This is a genomic window from Nocardiopsis potens DSM 45234 (assembly GCF_000341105.1).
Lineage (GTDB): Bacteria > Actinomycetota > Actinomycetes > Streptosporangiales > Streptosporangiaceae > Nocardiopsis_A > Nocardiopsis_A potens.
Genome location: NZ_ANBB01000042.1, coordinates 33,946 through 51,080 on the forward strand (window position 1 = coordinate 33,946; position 17,135 = coordinate 51,080).

At 74.2% G+C, this 17,135-nt stretch carries 10 protein-coding genes; 7 read left to right on the top strand and 3 right to left on the bottom strand.

What is annotated here, in order from left to right:
- The first annotated feature begins 132 nt into the window (after window positions 1-132).
- Window positions 133-2,979: a hypothetical protein gene (locus tag D459_RS31900; RefSeq protein ID WP_017594163.1), complete on the top strand. Its 2,847-nt coding sequence runs from the start codon at window positions 133-135 to the stop codon at window positions 2,977-2,979.
- Window positions 2,980-4,354: 1,375 nt separating this feature from the next.
- Here the strand turns inward: D459_RS31900 and D459_RS0116745 are convergent.
- A complete protein-coding gene (locus tag D459_RS0116745) occupies window positions 4,355-6,343 on the bottom strand; it encodes an esterase-like activity of phytase family protein (RefSeq protein ID WP_017594164.1) in 1,989 nt (662 codons plus the stop codon).
- Window positions 6,340-6,954: an effector-associated constant component EACC1 gene (locus tag D459_RS31910; protein ID WP_338044425.1), complete on the bottom strand. Its 615-nt coding sequence runs from the start codon at window positions 6,952-6,954 to the stop codon at window positions 6,340-6,342. Before D459_RS31910 ends, D459_RS0116745 begins: the two co-directional genes overlap by 4 nt.
- Before the next feature lie 315 nt (window positions 6,955-7,269).
- Here D459_RS31910 and D459_RS0116755 point away from each other — a divergent pair, with 315 nt between their 5' ends.
- From D459_RS0116755 to D459_RS0116775, 5 genes are read left to right on the top strand one after another with little or no spacing between them, the layout of a single operon-like run.
- Window positions 7,270-7,770 carry a hypothetical protein gene (locus D459_RS0116755; RefSeq protein WP_017594166.1) on the top strand — a complete coding sequence of 167 codons (501 nt, stop codon included), beginning with the start codon at window positions 7,270-7,272 and terminating at the stop codon, window positions 7,768-7,770.
- Window positions 7,770-9,176 carry a hypothetical protein gene (locus D459_RS0116760; RefSeq protein WP_017594167.1) on the top strand — a complete coding sequence of 469 codons (1,407 nt, stop codon included), beginning with the start codon at window positions 7,770-7,772 and terminating at the stop codon, window positions 9,174-9,176. Before D459_RS0116755 ends, D459_RS0116760 begins: the two co-directional genes overlap by 1 nt.
- Window positions 9,173-10,516, top strand: a complete 1,344-nt coding sequence (locus tag D459_RS0116765; RefSeq protein WP_017594168.1) for a vWA domain-containing protein — start codon at window positions 9,173-9,175, stop codon at window positions 10,514-10,516. The genes D459_RS0116760 and D459_RS0116765 overlap by 4 nt, the downstream gene beginning before the upstream one ends.
- A gap of 11 nt (window positions 10,517-10,527) precedes the next feature.
- Window positions 10,528-11,640, top strand: coding sequence for an ATP-binding protein (locus D459_RS0116770; protein ID WP_017594169.1), 1,113 nt, complete (start codon window positions 10,528-10,530; stop codon window positions 11,638-11,640).
- Window positions 11,640-14,498, top strand: coding sequence for a DUF5682 family protein (locus D459_RS0116775; RefSeq protein ID WP_017594170.1), 2,859 nt, complete (start codon window positions 11,640-11,642; stop codon window positions 14,496-14,498). Before D459_RS0116770 ends, D459_RS0116775 begins: the two co-directional genes overlap by 1 nt.
- A gap of 63 nt (window positions 14,499-14,561) precedes the next feature.
- Here D459_RS0116775 and D459_RS0116780 read toward each other — a convergent pair whose 3' ends face one another.
- Window positions 14,562-15,506 (bottom strand): cation diffusion facilitator family transporter, encoded by a 945-nt coding sequence (locus D459_RS0116780; RefSeq protein ID WP_017594171.1) that lies wholly within the window; start codon window positions 15,504-15,506, stop codon window positions 14,562-14,564.
- Here D459_RS0116780 and D459_RS31915 point away from each other — a divergent pair.
- On the top strand, window positions 15,472-17,121 hold the full coding sequence (locus D459_RS31915) for a class I adenylate-forming enzyme family protein (protein ID WP_241485065.1): 1,650 nt from the start codon (window positions 15,472-15,474) through the stop codon (window positions 17,119-17,121). The genes D459_RS0116780 and D459_RS31915 overlap by 35 nt on opposite strands.
- The last annotated feature ends 14 nt before the right edge of the window (window positions 17,122-17,135 follow it).

Below are 17,135 nucleotides of genomic sequence, written 5' to 3' on the forward strand. Positions count from 1 at the left end.
GACGGACGGCCCGAAAAGGCCTGTCGCAGCGCTGCACTAACCTGCACCGCACGACGGCGGGCCGACGGCGCCCCCGATTCCCCCCGGAACGCCTTGCGGCCCGCCCCTGCCGATCAGGAAGAGGACCCCGACATGCCGGCCATGCCGACGCTGCTGGACTTCTGCAGCGCGGAGGATTTCGCCGACCTCCTCACCCGAGCCCCCGCACTGGTGCGCCCCGTGCTCACGCGGAACCGCCGCCTCCCGGAACCCCTGGTCGAGGGCGCTTTCGCGGCGGGCGAGCCCGGTATCGCCGCCCTGCTCGATGCCAGGCGGATCGTGGAGAGGGACCCGGAGCTGCGGCGGAGGCTCGCCGCCACCGGCAGCCCCCTGGTGGCCGAGGCGATCTGCGGCGAGGACGACTCCGGGGAAGCGTGGTCCGAGCGCGAGTACGAGCTCCTGTTCGACTCCGCCGACCCCGCCGACCCGCGCTGGCGTGCCCCCGCCGGCGCGGTCACCCGCCTGCTGCAGGCGGAGCCGGACGACGAGCACGGGGACCGGACGCTCCAGGAGGCCGCGCTCGGGTCGCCCTTCCCCGACCTGGTCCGGCACGCCCTGCGGCTGTGGGGCGGGGAACTGGAGCGCCGCGAGCTGCTCCGCGCGGTGCGGGCGCTGCTGCTGCACGGCGGCCCGGACGCGCTCCGGGAGGTGCTGGACGACCCCGGCCTGCGCTCCTGCTTCCCGGAACCGGTCCGGGACCTCGCCGAGCGCGCTCTGAAGAGCGAGGAGGGCGCGGCGGAGCTGCGCGCCGCCGCCGAACGGGCCGACGGGACCGGGGACGCCGTCGAGGAGCTGCGCGCGGCGGAGGCCGAGGACGCGGACGGCGTCAACGCCGAGTGGGTCGAGGTGCGGCTGGAGGTGCGCGGCGGCGCCGACTGGGAGGTGCTGGCCGCCGCGCACCGCGAGCGCCCGTTCTGCCCCGCCGTCTCCGAGACCCTGGCCCGGCGGCCCGACTGCCCCGAGGAACTGCTGGCCGAACTGGTCTCCGGGGCCCCCGACCCCGACCGGTTCCTGAAGCGGATCGACCGGCCGCTGCCGCTGCGAGCGCTGGCCGTACTGCCGCGCACGGTCCCCACCGGGCTGCTGAGATGGGCGGTCTTCCAGGCCCGCCAGCGCGACCTCGGGCAGGGTGCCCCCGAAGAGGGAGCCGATTGGGCGGCGGTCGGCGCCGCCCACCGGGCCGAACCACTGCCCGAGGTCCTCATCGAATACCTCGCCGGACGCCCCGACTGCCCCGACGGGCTGCTCACCGAGCTGGTCGCGGCGCACGGCTCCCCCGACGAGCCGGCGCAGCGGATCGACCGGCCGCTGCCCGCGGCGGTCCTGGCCGCGCTGGCGGGCATCGTGTCGCCGCGAGTGGCGGCCGGCCTGCTCGCCCGGAGCCTGGGCCGCACCCTGACCGCCGGGGAACTGCTGGACGAGGTCCGCCCCGCCTCGGCCGCCCTGCAGGTCGGCGCGGCCCTCGCCGCCGGCGACGAGCGGGCCCGGGTCGAATGGGACGCCTTCGGCGGCGAACTGGCCGCGCTGCTCGCCGACACGGTCGGCACCGACCCGGCGGCGTGGCGGGCGCTGCGCCGCCGGGTCGCCCGCGCCCGCGGAACCGTCGCAGAGCTGCTCGCCGACGCCGCCCGGAACCGGGGCGGGACGGCCGGCGGCCCCTGGCCCGACGCCGCCGGCATGCCCCCGGTGACCAAGTCCCGGCCGTACTCCCAGGCGCGGACCGCCTTCACCGCGCTGCTCGGTGCACTGCCCGCCGAGGACCAGGAGCGGATGCTGGACCGGGTGGACGACCGCACCGCCCACGACCTGTTCACCCAGGGGCGGTGGCGGGACGAATGGCCGGAGCGGATCCGGGCGGGGCGGCGAACGCGCGACGCGGTGGCGCTGTCCCGCCGCCCCGGGCTGCCGGCCGAGGCGGTCCGGGTCCTGGCGGAACTGGACGACCCGGCGGTCAACGCCGGGCTGCTCTACCAGGAGGCCGCGTCGCGCGAGGTGCGCGACGCGCTGCTGGCCGGCGTGCCGCTCGGCCCGGAGCACCCGGATCGGTCGGAGCGCCTGGCCCGGTCGGAGCACCCGGGCCGGCCCGAGCGCCTGCCGCTGGACCCCGGGTTCCGCGAGGAGCTGCTGAAGTGCGGGTCCTGGCGGTGGCTCTATCCGGTGGCCGGCTGCGGCGATCCGGACGTCCTCGACCGGATGGAGGCGAAGGAGCTGCGCATGCACCGGCGCAGCCTGCGGCTGCGGATCCTGCTGGGGCTGTGGGAGCGGAACGGCCGCGACTGCTCCCCTCGGCACGAGGCCTTCTGCACCTCCCTGGTCCCGGAGGCGGACCGCGCCGAGGACGATGAGGAGGCGGTGGAGCTGGTTCGGACGGCGGTGGCCGAGGAGGAATCGGCCTGGAAACTGGTCAAGCGGCTGCGCAGCAGCTCCTGGAGGCTGGGACGGATCACCGCCGAGCGGTTCGACTGGGACTGGGGCGTGCTGCTGGAGGCGCACCTGCGCAGCCCGTTCGGCCTCTTCTGGGTCAAACAGCTCGCCGCGCTCCCCGACTGCCCCGAGCCGATCCGCGCCGGGGTGGGGCGGATGACCAAACCGGAGCAGCGCGTCTGGCAGCGCCTGGCCGAGGGGGCGCCGCCGGAGAAGGCACTGGCCAAGGTCGAGTTGTCATGGGAAAGGGGACCGGAGCGCCCGTGGCCGCTGTACGCTCTCGATCGGGGCGTGCTCACCCCGGCCGACCTGGTGCGACACGGCCGACCCGTCGGTACGCTGCTGGAGTTCGCGGGAATGGACGCCCGGGTCCGAGAGGCACTGGCCGAGGAGATGCGCCCCCTGGACGGCCGCCCGGAAGCCTGGATGCTCGCCCTGCAGATGCTGGACGGCTTCCAGGAGTCACTGCCGACTTTGGTGCGCACGGTGCTTCTGGTACTCGGCCTGGAGAAGTGACCCCGCCCCGCCCGCCCGGACGTCCCCCCCGGGCGCGGCGTCTCGCGGGGCGAGGGTTCAGGCTGGCGGCGAGGGCGGGAGCGGGACCGGCCGGCCGGTCGGGCGCGGCGCCTCGCGGGGTGAAGGTTCAGACCAGCGGCGACGGCGGGAAGGGGGACCGGTCGGTCGGGCGCGGCGTCTCGCGGAGCGAACGTTCAGACGGCAGCGAGGGCGGGAGGAGGGACCGGTCGGTCGGGTGCGGCGCCCCACGGAGCGAAGGTGCAAACCGGCGGCGACGGCAAGGGGAGGGGCGGGGCGGAGGCGGTCGCCCGGGTGCGGCGCCTCACGGGGTCAGGGTTCAAGCGGGCGGCAAAGGCGGGAGAGGGGCGGGGCGCCGCGTTCACCGGCCAGGCCCGGCGCATGCTCCCGCCAGGGGGTGGCCTTATCCCCTATGCCGGGTTCGCGGCGAGGGACGGGCGGGCGCGGGGGCGCCCTGCGCACCGCGAGAGCACCCCGATTACATCTACCAGCGAGTAGTAAGCCCCCAGACCCCCACCACCCCCTCACCGATCACCCAGAGTGGCCAAGCAGGGTCTTCCCAGGGGGACAAAAGCGACATCTCGCCCCCGCGTCGCCCCTGCTCGGGTTCCGGCCTCCTGCTTTGCGGCCTTGCGGGCGGCTCGAACCCCTCACCACCGGCCCGACCGGAGCGATTCGGGGCTTCCGGGGCCCGATCCGGGCCGGGATGTGCGCCCGGGAATCACCGGGGTGCTCTCGCGGTGCGCAGGGCGCCCCACCCCGCCATCACCCTACGTATTCGCCCAGGTCAGAGAGGGGTGGCGGTTTCAGGGCGGCCGGCCACGGCGCCCGGGCGGCACGGGAACGGCGAACCGGCCACCCCGGCCCGCCCCGACCACTCCCGCCCTGCTCTGCCGCACCCGACCGACCGGCCGGTGCCCCTGCCCGCCTTTGCCGCCCGCTTGAGCCCCGGCCCCGTGGGGCGCCGCGCCGGACCGACCGGCCGGTGCCCACTGCCGCCTTCGCTGCCTGCTTGAACCTCCGCCCCGTGGGGCCCGCGCCCGGGCGACGCCTGCACCCCGCCCCCACCGCCGCCGTCGCCGCCTGTCTGAACCTTCGCTCTGCGGGGCGCCGCGCCGGACCGACCAGCCGGTGCCCCTCCCCGCCCTCGCCGCTGGTCTGAACCTTTGCTCTGTGGGGCGTCGCACTCGACTGACTGGCCGGCATGCCCTCTTCCTGCCGTCGTCCCGCCTTCGCTGCCTGCTTGAACCCTGGCCTCGTGGGGTGCCGTGCTCAGGTGGGGCGCCTGGCCCTGCCGGGGTGGTCGGGGCCGGGGTCGGGCGGGGGCGGCGGCTCCGTCTGGGCTCGGTGTTCCGCTTCAGCGGAGGTCGAGGGCGAAGGAGTAGACCCGGGTGGACTGGGCGGGGCGGCCGTTGTTGTCGGCGATCAGGTACAGGGAGCGGTGGCCCGCCAGGTCGGGGTCGTCCGCGTCGGCGCGGCCCAGCTCGGGGCCGAGGGCCATCCCCTCGACGTTCTGCAGCAGCTGGTTGGGCTGGGTCTCCTCGGAGGTGATGTCGCCTTCGGGGCAGTTCGCCATGTCGAACAGGAGCGTCTTGGAGACCAGCAGGTCGGTGGCGTTCCAGTCGAGGACCTCGCCGGTGACGTCGTCGGCGCCGCCGAGGTCGATCTCGAAGACGCGGATGCCGTTCCCCAGGCCGCTGAGGTATCCGCGCTCCAGCGCGAGCAGCCGATCCTCGTCGATCGCCGCCAGTTCGACCAGGTAGAGGCCCACCTCCGTCTGGTAGCCGAACTGCCGGTCGAGGGTGTAGTCGCCGCCGGGCTCGCCCTGGTAGCGCTGGATGCGCACCTGGTGGCGGCCGTGCACGTCGTAGTCGCCGAGGATCGGGCCCTCCATGCCCGCGTACAGGTAGGCGCCGTCCGGGGTGGCGGCCAGGGCCTCGAGGCTGCGGCCGCTCTGGGCGTTGCCGTCCGGTGAGTAGCGGAACTCTTCGGGCAGCGGCAGCGGATCGCCCACCTGGCGCCCGTCCTCGATCCGGAAGCGGCGGACGGCCGGCCCGCTCTCGGAGGAGGCCAGAACGGTCTCCCCGCCGTTCTCCAGGACCAGCCCCTCGCCGTCGAACTTGGTGAACCGGTCGCCGTTCTCCTGATACAGCATCTGCAGCCCGGTGACGGAGGGCTCCAAGGACCCGGGACCTCCCAGGGACAGGGAGAAGACCTGGGCCGGCTCGTTGTCGCGCAGTGCCAGCGCCGCGCCGCCCTCGCCGGCCAGGGCGAGGGCGGACAGCCCTTCCACGCGGCTGCCCATGTGCTCGTTCTCCGGTGCGCGGTCGAGGTCGTCGGAGACGTCGAGGATGACCGCCTTCCCGTCGCCGCCGCAGGGACCGGGGATGGAGGCGGTGTTCCCGGCGTCCGCCCGGATCCGGTCGTGGGCGGTGAAGCCGCCGACCGCGCCGGCGGCCAGGCCGAGGACACCGGTCACCGCAGCGGCGGCGAGCACGGTGCGGCGGGAGTGCCCCGCCGGGGCCGGCGGCGGAGGGAACGCCTTCCGGTTGCGCACGAACGGCAGATCGCCGACGCCGTTGTGGTCCAGCCCCTGCGGTTCGGGGAGCCCCTTGGCGACGAGTCTCTTCTTCACCAGCTGGTGGATGCGGTCCAGGGAGAGCCCCTCGGCGCCCGGGTTCTCGGGGTCCCCTTGGTTCAGCACCTCGATGAGCGCACCGGTGAAGGAGGTGTGGGTCTCCGTCGGCGGAGCGTCGGACGGGGCGCTGCCGGTGGTGGAGGTCAGCACGTAGGAGCCGTCGATCTCCACCTGGCGGGGCCGGGGGAGCCGGGCGCCGTCCCCGGCGGCCATCGCGCCGGTCTCCAGCGCCCTGCCGCTGAAGCAGCAGTCGAGGATCAGGATGCGCCGCCTGGCGTGCCTTCCGGACTCCTTCAGGATCTCGCGGAGCCGGCGGAACTCCAGCGCGGTCTCCCAACGCCCGCTGATCATGCTGGTCGGGGTCAGGTGGAGCTGCTCGTCCCAACCGAGCAGCCCGTGTCCGGCGTAGTAGACGACCAGGGCGTCCTCGGCCAGTTCGGCGGTCTCGTAGATCGGCCCGGTGAGGTCGCCGGGGGAGGCGGGATCGAGCACCGTCTTGATCCGGCTCTCGGGGACGCCCCAGATCTCCGGGTCGGCCAGGGCGCGTTTCAGATCGGTGACGCTGCGCCGGACGGAGGGCAGCGGTGGGAGCGATTCGTAGCCGCCGACCCCGATCAGCACGCACGCAGACCGGGCGGGGTCGATCCGGTCACCGGGACCGTTCGGCCTGCTGTTCTCCTCCGCCTCCGAGCGGTCCTGCCCGCTCATTCGGCCTCCTCGGAACCGTCTCCGCCGGAGGCTTCACCGCCTTCGGAATCGGGGCGCCGCTCCTCGGCGTCGGTGCCGGAGGCTCCGGCGAGCCGCTCGAAGGCACGCGCTATCGCCTCGGCGTCGTCGAGTTCCGCCTCGGTGAGGGTGATCTTCACACCGTCGCGCTCCAGCTGGACCGAGCAGCGGGAGTGGTGGGCGCGCCGCCAGGAGGCGATCGCCACGGCCAGCGCCCCGTACTGGGCCACGTTGTCGAAAACGAACTGGACGATCTCGAAAACCGTTCCCATTTGACCCGGTAGGGGGTCGGGCCCGCCCGCGGGGGCGAGGCTCACGCCTTCCGCGTGCAGTTCTCGGGTTTTCTCCTGCAGCCACCTGTACAGCGACCGGGACTCGGTGCCGCTGCTGGGCCCCTGCATCGAAAGGTCGATCTTCATCGGCACTCCGTCAGAACGCGCTCGGCACGGGCGGATCCACTGCACCGCTGGGGAAAGCGGCGACGCGGAGCGGCCCCGTCGCCTCCGGGGGCGCTCCGATCCGATGATGCCGGAATCGTATCTTCGCGTCCACCTATTGCGTACGGAGAACTCGGAGAACGGAAGAGGGTACATTTCGCCGCCGTGGGCCCGGAGGGGAATTCTGAATGGTAGGGGAAGAAAAACAGAGGTGGAAGTAGGGGCGGCGGGAAAGCCGGTGCGCGGGGTGGGGAATCACCCAGGGGGCCCGGCCGCCGGACCGGCCGGGAGACGGGTCGGGGCAGGGGAGTGCGGGCGGCCCGGCGGTTCCGAGGGGTCCGCGGTCCCGGTGGGAGGGACGAGGTCGGGTTTGTCGCAGAGATCCGATAGACATGGCGCGTCGCACACCGACGGGCGGCACGGGCTCTCCGCGCCGCCTACCCCTCATCTGTCGTATTAGAAGGTGATGCCGTGGAATCCGAAGGCTTCGACGTCGGCCGGGCGAGCGCGGTGACCGTGCTGCCGCCCGCCAAGCCGCGGAAGCTGGCCAAGGTGCCGTTCGTGGAGCTGGCCGACGGGAGACTGCAGGGCGTCGTCTCCAGCGGATCCGACATCGCGCGGGTCTACGTCTCCTCGTTCACCGCCGGGACGCACACGTTCAGCTGCGGCACCAACAACAACCGCCCCTGCGGCGGGCTGGGCGGCTTCCCCTGCAAGCACCTGCAGGCACTGCTCACCGAGGCGGTCTCCCAGTACGGGCTGCGCCGCGTCACCGACTACCTCAAGATCCAGGTGGAGGAGGACGCCGGCCCCTACGACATGGCGCGCGCGTTCGGCGGCGGCCCCGTGCGGGAGGAGTCCGGGGCCGTGTTCAACCGGTTCCTGCGCTACCTGTCCTACCTGGAGCTTCCCGGCGCCACCGCGCCGCTGCCCGAGATGCACTGGTTTCCGGCCACGGGGGCGATGAGCTGATGCTGCCCGCACAGACCGCCGAACTGACCTCCGCCGCTCCCTCCGGCGTCGACGAGGCCCTGGACCTGGTCGCCGTGTTCGACCGGGCACTGGAGAACGGCCTGGGGCGCCCCGGCGCCGAGCAGACCCGGGCCCTGGCCGACCTGGCCGGTGCGATGGCCGCCACCCCGCTGGGCGCCCTGGTGCGCGAGGCCGCCGATGCGATCGGCTCCGGCACCATCGGCGACGCCCAGACCGCCGCGCTGGCCGGCGCGCGCAGCGCGCTGATCGGGGCGGTGCACGACGCGCTGCTCGCCGCCGCCGACACCGCCCTGGGCCGCACCCGAGACGCCGACCCCGAACCGGACGAGCCCGCCGAGGCGCCCACCGGCCCGCTCGGCGGCGTCCGCTCCTGGCTCACCGAACTCGCAGTCATCGGCTGGCGGGGCGTGGACCGGGACATCGCCGGCGGCGCCGACCAGGCCATCGAGGCGCTGCTCGGCGACCCGGAGCGGCGCCGCGCCGCGGTACTGCTCGACGGCCTGGCCGCCGAGCTCCAGGCCAACGCGCCCGTCGCCGCCATGGAGGGGCTGCCCACCCGCCGCTGGGCCGACCTGTGGGCCCGCGCGGTCCTGCTCACCCAGGACGCCGCGCAGGCCGGCCCGTCCGGGACCGCCGCCCCGGCCACCGGCCGGCTGCTGCCGCTCGGTGCCGACGTGCACGAGCACGGCACCGCCGTCCAGCTCCAGGTGCACGCGATCTTCGAACCCGCCGACGGCGGCCCGGCGCGGCTGGTACGCGCCGCGGTATCCGCGCCCAAGGTCGACGTGATCGTCGGCCCGGGGGTGTGGAACCTGCTCACCGACCACCAGGTGCTGCTCGGCGCGCTGGCCGACAAGCGCTCCGTGAAGATCGAGGGCATGCCGCTGCTGGACGGCGGCGACCTGATCTGGCAGGAGGAGCTGGCCGGGCTGGACGAGCCGGCCGACCCGTTCAGCACCGCCCGGGTGGCGCTGCCCGTCGCCCACGCCCCGGCCGTGCCGCCGCTGGAGCGGCACCCGGTGCGGATCGCCGAACCGGTGCTGCTGGAGGGTTACAAGAAGGGGACCGCCGCCGACGGCGGCCCGGCCTTCGACCTCGGCGACGCGGTGCTCCCGGTCGACACCGGCCGGCTGCCCGGCTGCGGCCCGCTCACCGAGAAGCTGGTCGCCGCCTCCTCGGCCTGCATCGGCCTGCTCCGCTGGGACGCCGGCCGCTGGTCGGTGCAGCCGCTCGCGGTGCAGACCACCATCAAGCGCAAGCCCGCCGAGGTGCACACCGCCGACTGGGCGATGGGCCCCACCGACCCCAAGGTCGCCAAGGCCGAGGCCCGCTACGACGCGGTCAACGTGCTCCGCGAGCGCTCCGGAAGGCTGCTGCGCAAATGAGCGGGGCAGCGGAGGAGACCGCGGTCAACCCTGACCAGAACCGCCGCCAGGTGCTCTACTGGCGGCTGCTGTCCCGCCTCTTCGGGGACGAGGAGCAGCCCGCCCTGGAGTCGGCCGGCGTCGCCGTCGTCGACGACATCGGCCTGCCCCCGGCGCTGCTCGACCCGGGCACCAGCGTGGACACCGTGGTGCAGCGCTTCCCGGAGCTGGCCGCCGAGTTCGACGGCCTGATGTCGGAGGAGGCCCTGGCCGCCGGCGACGACGACGGCCCGGCCGGCGCCGAGGCGGTGCGCCGCGCCGCCCTGGTGTCGAAGCTGCTGCTGAACGTGTTCGCCACCGGCTCCGGCGACGTCAGCGCCTCCCGGCTCGCCGAGTGGCAGGCCGACGCCGGGTGGCTGGAGCGCGCCTGCGGCCACCGGCCGGGCGAGCTGCGCTCCCGCCCGAACGGCGAGGGCCTGTCCGGGACGCTCGGGGACATCGAGGGCGACCTGGTGCGCCGGATGCGGCTGCGCGAGGTCCTCGGCGACCCCAGGCTCGCCAAGCGGCTCACCCCGAGCATGTCGCTGATCGAGCAGCTGCTGCACGACAAGCACAACCTGTCCGGGGTGGCGCTGGCCAACGCCAAGGCGCTGATCAAGCGGTTCGTCGACGAGGTCTCCCAGGTGCTGCGCACCCGGGTGGAGAAGACCAGCACCGGCAAGATCGACCGGTCGGTCCCGCCCAAGCGGGTGTTCCGCAACCTCGACCTGGACCGCACCATCTGGAAGAACCTGCCCAACTACAACCCCGAGGACCAGCGGCTCTACGTCGACCGGCTGTTCTACCGGCACACCGCCAAGCGGGTCGAGCCGGCCCGGATGATCGTGGTGGTCGACCAGTCCGGCTCCATGGTCGACTCGATGGTCAACTGCACCATCCTCGCGTCGATCTTCGCCGGGCTGCCCAAGGTCGACGTGCACCTGGTCGCCTACGACACCCGGGCGCTGGACCTCACCCCGTGGGTGCACGACCCGTTCGAGACGCTGCTCCGTACCAAGCTCGGCGGCGGCACCGACGGCACCGTCGCCATGGAGCAGGTCCGGCCCAAGATCACCGACCCGAAGAACACCGTGGTCGCCTGGATCTCCGACTTCTTCGAATGGCGGGAGCAGGAGGTGTTCAACGGCATGGAGTCGCTGCACCGCTCCGGCGTCCGCTTCATCCCGGTCGGCTCGGTGACCAGCGGCGGCCGGCAGATGGTCAACCCCTGGTTCCGCCAGCGCTTCAAGGACATGGGCACCCCCGTCCTGTCCGGCAACATCGACAAGCTCGTTTTCGAACTCAAGAACTTCCTGGACTAGGAGACCCACCCATGTCCGACATGCTGCGCGCCCCCGCCGAGGTCAAGTACGCCGAAGAGCTGGAGTGGCTGGAGTCGGTGGACGACGGCGCCAAGCCGTTCTCCTGGCGGCTCAGCCCCAAGATGGTGCGGCTGTTCATCCTCGGCTCCGAGCCCTCCGACGGCCTGGACCGGGAGATCCCGCAGAAGTGGTTCGGCGACCGCACGTTCGTCGAACGCAGCATCGTGACCCTGGCCTCCGACCGCGGCCTGCTGCTCATCGGCGACCCCGGCACCGGCAAGAGCTGGCTGGCCGAGCTGCTGTCCGCCGCGATCTGCCGCGACTCCACCCTGGTCGTGCAGGGCACCGCGGGCACCACCGAGGACCACATCAAGTACTCCTGGAACGTGTCCATGGTGATCGCCAAGGGCCAGTCCCGGGAGTCGATGATCCCCTCGCCGATCATGACCGCGATGGAGCAGGGCGCCATCGGCCGGTTCGAGGAGCTCACCCGCTCCACCAGCGACGTGCAGGACGCGCTGATCTCGATCCTGTCCGAGAAGTACGTGTCCATCCCCGAGCTGGACGAGGACAACACCGTCTTCGCCAAGCCCGGGTTCTCCATCATCGCCACCGCCAACAGCCGGGACAAGGGCGTCAACGACCTCTCCTCCGCGCTCAAGCGGCGGTTCAACTTCGTGCGCATCCCGGTGGTCACCAACAAGCGCAGCGAGAGCGAGATCGTCCGGTTCCGCACCACCGAGCTGCTCCGCCGGCACAGCATCGACCTGGAGGTGCCGCTCACCCTGCTGGACATCCTGCTGCAGAGCTTCACCGACCTGCGCGCCGCCGCCGAGTCGGCCACCAGCGACGACGAGAAGCTGGAGTCGGCGCTGTCCACCGCCGAGCAGATCGGCGTGCTGGAGGACGCCATCCTGCACAGCCGGTTCTTCGGCGACAGCACGCTGCGCGCCCAGACCCTCGCCGGGTCGATGGTGGGCTCGCTGGTCCGCCGCAACCCCGAGGACCTGACCATCATGAACAAGTTCTGGCACGGGGTGGTCGAGAAGCACAGCAAGTCCTCCGGGGGCGAATGGACGGAGTTCCTGGAGGGCGGCAAGCAGGCGATCGAAACCCTCTCCTGATGAGCGAGACGACCGAAGCGATGACGGACACCAGCCCGTTCCGCGCACTCCGGGACCAGCTGGGCGCCGCCGCGGCCGAGTTCGCCGGCGCCCCCGCCGAGATCCTGTCCGGCATGGTCGACGACGTCGACCGGGCACTCGCCGAGAAGCTGGAGATCTTCCCGGTCTGCCACCACTCGCCGGCCTCCGCGCTGTCCATGGCGCGCCGGCTGCGCGAGAAGCGCCCCAAGACCGTCTACCTGGAGCTCTGCGAGGACCTCCGGCCGCTCCTGGAGGAGCTGCGCAACTGCCGCCTGCCGGTGGCGCTGCAGGCCTTCGCCACCGACCTGGAGGGCTTCCCGCCCGGCGCGGGCCCGCTCAGCGTGGTCGCGCCGATCACCGAGACCTCCGCCGAGTACCAGGCCATCGCCTACGCGCTGGACGACCCCGGGGTCGAACTGGTCCTGGTGGACCGGTCGGTGGACCACGTGTTCCAGTGGGACCCCGCCTACCAGCGGGCCGACGGCGCCGACGGCGAGCCCGAGGCCGCCGCGCCGGCCCCCGCGCCGGCGCCGCCGGCCGGGGCGGCAGAGGACGCCGCCGACGACGAGAACGCCGCCATGCACGGCGGCGCGGTCGGCGTCGAGATCGGCGACCTGCGGCCGCGCTTCGCCGAACTGGAGGAGCACCTGCTCCGCCACGGCCGGGTCCGGCACTGGTCGGAGTGGTGGGACCAGTACGTCGAGCAGCCGCTGGCCGGCGCGGACTACGACACCTACCGCCAGGTCATGGTGATGATCGGCAGCCTGTTCCGGCGGCTGGCCCCCTCCGGTGGGGACCGGGTCTCCATCGACGAGGACCGCGAGCGGTACATGTGGACCCGGATCCGGGAGCACCTGGCCGCCACCGGCGGCGACCCGGGCGAGGCGATGTACGTGTGCGGCGCGTTCCATGCCGCCAGCCGGGTGGCGGAGTTCGGCACCGAACCGGAGTCCGACGGCTTCGAGATCACCCCCGGCACCGGCACCTCCTGGCTGTACGGCCTCATCCCGTCCAGCCACTCGGCCATCGAGGCCCAGTTCGGGCTGGCCGGCGGGTCGGTGTCGATCGCCGCGGCGACCTGGGACAAGCACGTCTCCGCCAGGGGCGCCGAGCCGTTCGTGCTCAAGGGCCAGCGGGGCGCCCGCAAGCGCGGCAAGGGCCGGGCCAAGGCGCCCGCCGCGCCGCAGGCGGTCGCCGACCGGCTGACCGGGTTCCTGTCCAGCCCGCCGGTGATGGACCCGCTGGACGAGGCGGAGCTGGTCGGCTGGTGCGTCGAGATCGTCCGACTGGCGCGCCGCAACGGCTACCTGGCCAGCACCGCCGACGCCATCGCGGTCTATGAGACGTCGGTGCTGCTGGCGGGGATGCGCAACCGGGCCCGCCCCACGCCGTACGACTTCCAGGACGCGGCGATCACCTGCATCGAGAAGGACACCGTCCCGGGCCGGCGCGACGTGCGGCGGCTCTGCGAGATCCTGCTCGGCGGCGACCGGATCGGCGAGGTCGGCTACGAAGCCCTCCCGCCGCTGGTCCAGGACCTGTACGACCGGCTCGACCCGCTGGGCATGCCGAAGAAGAGCGGGGTGCACCGGGTCCTGATCGACCTGCGGGCCGACCCGCACCTGGAGCCGTGCTCCCGGCTGCTGTGGCGGCTGCGCCGGCTGCTCCCCGGCGACGTGGCCCGACCCATCACCGGCGCGCTGGAGCTGGGCGAGCGCTCGCACCAGGAGAGCTGGGACGTGGCGCTCGGCCGCAACCAGCGGGCGCTGATCGAGCTCGGCTACGAGGGCGTCACCGTCGAGCAGGTGCTGGAGCAGCGGCTGCGCGCCGCCGCCTGGGGGGCCAAGGCCACCGCGGCCTCGGCGCTGGAGTCGGTGGAGGAGTCCATCCTGCTGCTGGAGTCCCCGCGGCTCACCGAGGAGCTGGGCGAGCGCGCCGTGCAGCTGCTCGCCGCGGAGCGGACCGTCGACGGCGCCCCCGAGGTGCTGCGCCGGTTCCGCCGGCTGCTCGGGCACTACCGGGCCACCGAACCGGCGCTGCCCAAGTGGTGCGAGGCGTTCGTGACCACCGGCTTCGCGCACTACTGCACGATGCTGCCGACCTCCTTCACCGACGACGCGGTCGGCATCCGGCAGGTCGCCGCGATGCTCGGGTTCCTGCTCACGCTGGAGAACACCGCGCTGGCGCTGGGCTGCGAGCGGACCCAGCTGGAGCTGGCGGTCAAGCAGTCGCACCCCTCGCAGCCGGCCAAGACGGCGCTGCTGTGGGCGGCGGAGAACCGGCTCGACCTGCTGCCGCTGGCCGAGCTGCGCCGCCGCTGCGCGGAGCTGCTGGACAACCCGCTGGTGGTGCCGGCGTTCCCGCAGTACCTGAGCGGGTTCGTGCAGGCGCTCTCCCCGGTGCCGATGCTGGCGCCGTTCGTGGTGGAGGCGATCTCGGACGCCTTCGGGCGGCTCCCGGACCGGGTGCTGCTGCCGTGGCTGCCGTCCCTGATCACCACGTTGAAGGAGCACGCCGGGGAGATGGTCCCGGTGCTGCTCCGGGAGGCCGGGCGGACCTTCCCGGGGTCCCTGCCCGCGCTGGACGCGTGGACGCCGCCGTGGGCGGAGCCGGAGCCGCAGGCCGGGCCCCCGGTCGGCGCGGCCCCGGCCGGGCCGGTCGCCGACCTGCTCACCGGGAACCGGGCGGCCGGCGACGCGGTGGCCGCCCTGCTCGGGGTGGAGGCCGAGTGGCCCGCCGCGGCCCCCGCCGCGGGCGGGCCCGCGCACCCGGGGGCGGCGGCCCTGCTGGACCGCCACCCGGCCCCGGCCGAGGCGGTCGCGGCCCTGCTGGGCTGAGCACCCCGCCCGCTTCAGGGCGGTGGTCAGGGTGCTCCGCCCCTCGCGGCGCCGGGGCCGGGGTCAGCCGCTCTGCGCGCCCGCCGGGGTCCGGCCGGTGCGCAGGACGTCCGGTTCGATGTAGATGAGCCGGGCGATGGGGACCTCCTCGCGGATGCGCGCCTCGGCCGCGTTGATGGCGCGCACCACCCGGCCCGCGTCGTCCTGGGCGTCCACCGCGATCTTCGCGGCGACCAGCAGCTCCTCCGGGCCCAGGTGCATGGTGCGCATGTGGATGACGCCGTCGACGTCCTCGGTGCCGGTGATGGCCGCCTCGATCCGGCGCACGTGCTCGTCGGAGGCGGACTCGCCGAGCAGCAGGCTCTTCACCTCGACGGCCAGCACGATCGCGATGGCCACCAGCAGCAGGCCGATGGCGGCGGTGCCCAGGCCGTCCCAGATGCCGTTGCCGGTGATCAGGGTGAGGCTCACCCCGGCCAGCGCGAAGACCAGGCCGATCAGGGCGCCGGTGTCCTCCAGCAGGATCACCGGGAGCTCCGGCGACTTGGAGCGGCGGATGAACTGGACCCAGCTCGCGCGGCCGCGCACCGCGTTGGACTCCTTGACCGCGGTGCGCAGCGCCGTCGACTCCAGGGCGACCGCGACCAGCAGCACCACCACCGGCACCCAGTGCCAGGCGGTGATCGGATGCGGGTCGCTGATCTTGTGCCAGGCCTCGTAGAGCGCGAACAGCCCGCCCAGGCTGAACAGCACGATCGCCACCAGGAACGCGTAGATGTAGCGCTCGCGGCCGTAGCCGAACGGGTGGTCGGGGGTGGCGCGCCGCTTGGCCCGCTTGCCGCCGATCAGCAGCAGCGCCTGGTTGCTGGAGTCGGCCACCGAGTGGATGGACTCGGCCAGCATCGAGGACGAGCCGGTCAGCGCGTAGGCCGCGAATTTGGTCGCCGCGATCCCCAGGTTGGCCGCTAAGGCCATGACCACGGCTTTGGTGCTTCCCTCGGTGCTCATCGATCCCCCCGCTGAGGTGCTGTTCCATCGGACAGGGGCGCATCCTAGCGGGACGCGGCCGCCCCTCCGGGCATCCGGGGCCGGGCGGAGGGCCGCCGGCTGGTCCCCGGCCCGCCCGGCCCTGGAGGCCCCGGCCCGCATCCTGCTCTCCTCCGGCTCCGAGGGCGAGCCGGCCATGGTCGCCTACACGCACAACGCCATGGCGGGGGGCCGGGGCGACTACCCGGCCGCACTGCACACCGGCCCGGGCCCGATGCGCAACCTGGTGCTGGTCTCCCTGGCCTCCTCCTTCGGCTCCTGCGGGGCCCCGGTGACGCCGGCCCGGTACGGCGGCACCCTGGTGCTGCTGCCCCGGTTCGACCCGGCCGCCGCGCTGCGCGCGGTGCAGCGGCACCGCCCCACCCACCTGATCGGGGTGCCGACCATGCTGCGCCGCATCGCCGAGCTGCCGGAGGAGGCCGACGCCTCCGCGCTGCGCACGGTGGTGGCCGGCGGCGCGCCGCTGCACCGCGAGGTCCGCGACGCCTGCCTGCGGCGGTTCGGCCGCCCGGTGGTCGACGTCTACGGCTCCACCGGCGGCGCCAACCGCCACACCGGGCGCGACCCCGGCGCCTGGGAGCCCGGCGTCGCCGGGCACCCCGCCTCCGGCGTCGCCGAGGTGAGCATCCGCGACCCCGGGGGCCGGCCGGTCCCGCCGGGGGAGACCGGGGAGATCTGGGCGCTGGGGCCGATGACGCCGATGTGCCACGTGGACGCGCCCGGGCTGGACGCCGACCGCAGGGCCCCGGGCGGCTGGGTGCGCCCCGGCGACCTGGGGCTGATCGACGCCGAAGGGCGGCTCCGGGCGGTGGACCGGCTCCGCCGGGCGGTGATCCGCGGCGGGGTCGACATCTCCCCGGCCGAGGTGGAGCGCGAACTGGGCGCGCACCCGGCCCCGGCCGAGGCGCACCGCCTGCCGGTGCCCGATCCCGACCCGGGCGAGCGGATGTGCGCCTGCGTGGTCCCCGGGCCCGGCACGCCCCCGCCGGCCCGCGAGGACCTGCTGGCCTTCCTCCGCGACGAGCGCGGCCTGGACGTCCGCAAACTCCTCCGAGCACGTGGCGGTCCTGCCGGAGCCGCCGCTCGGCCCCACCGGCAAGGTGTGCACGGCCGCCCTCTCCCGCGCCGCCGCCGAGGCCGCCGCCGCGGACCGCGCCCGCGGCACCGAACGCAGAGCAGACGGAAGCAAGGAGAAGGAGTACAGATGACCGACACCGCGACCGAGGCGCCCGGGAACGCGGCGCCCTCCCGCCACCTCTTCGACGACCACAGCGAGCACGCCTTCGACCGGCACCGCCTCCTGGCCGCCGCCTACGACCCGGTGACCACCGAGCGGCTGGCGGAGACCGGGGCCGGACCCGGGGGGCACTGCCTGGAGGTGGGCGCCAAGGGCGGCGGCGTCGCGCGGTGGCCGGCCGACCGGGTCGCCCCGGGCGGCCGACCAGGCGGGTGCCCCCCCGCGCTGCGCGGGCCGGGCGCCTCCCGGGGCCCGGCGCCGGGGCCGGTCCGGCTCCGGGCCGGGGCGGGTGCGGCAGGAGTGAACGATTCGGGAGAATGGGGCGTCCGAACCGCGTGAACGTCCTCCTCCCC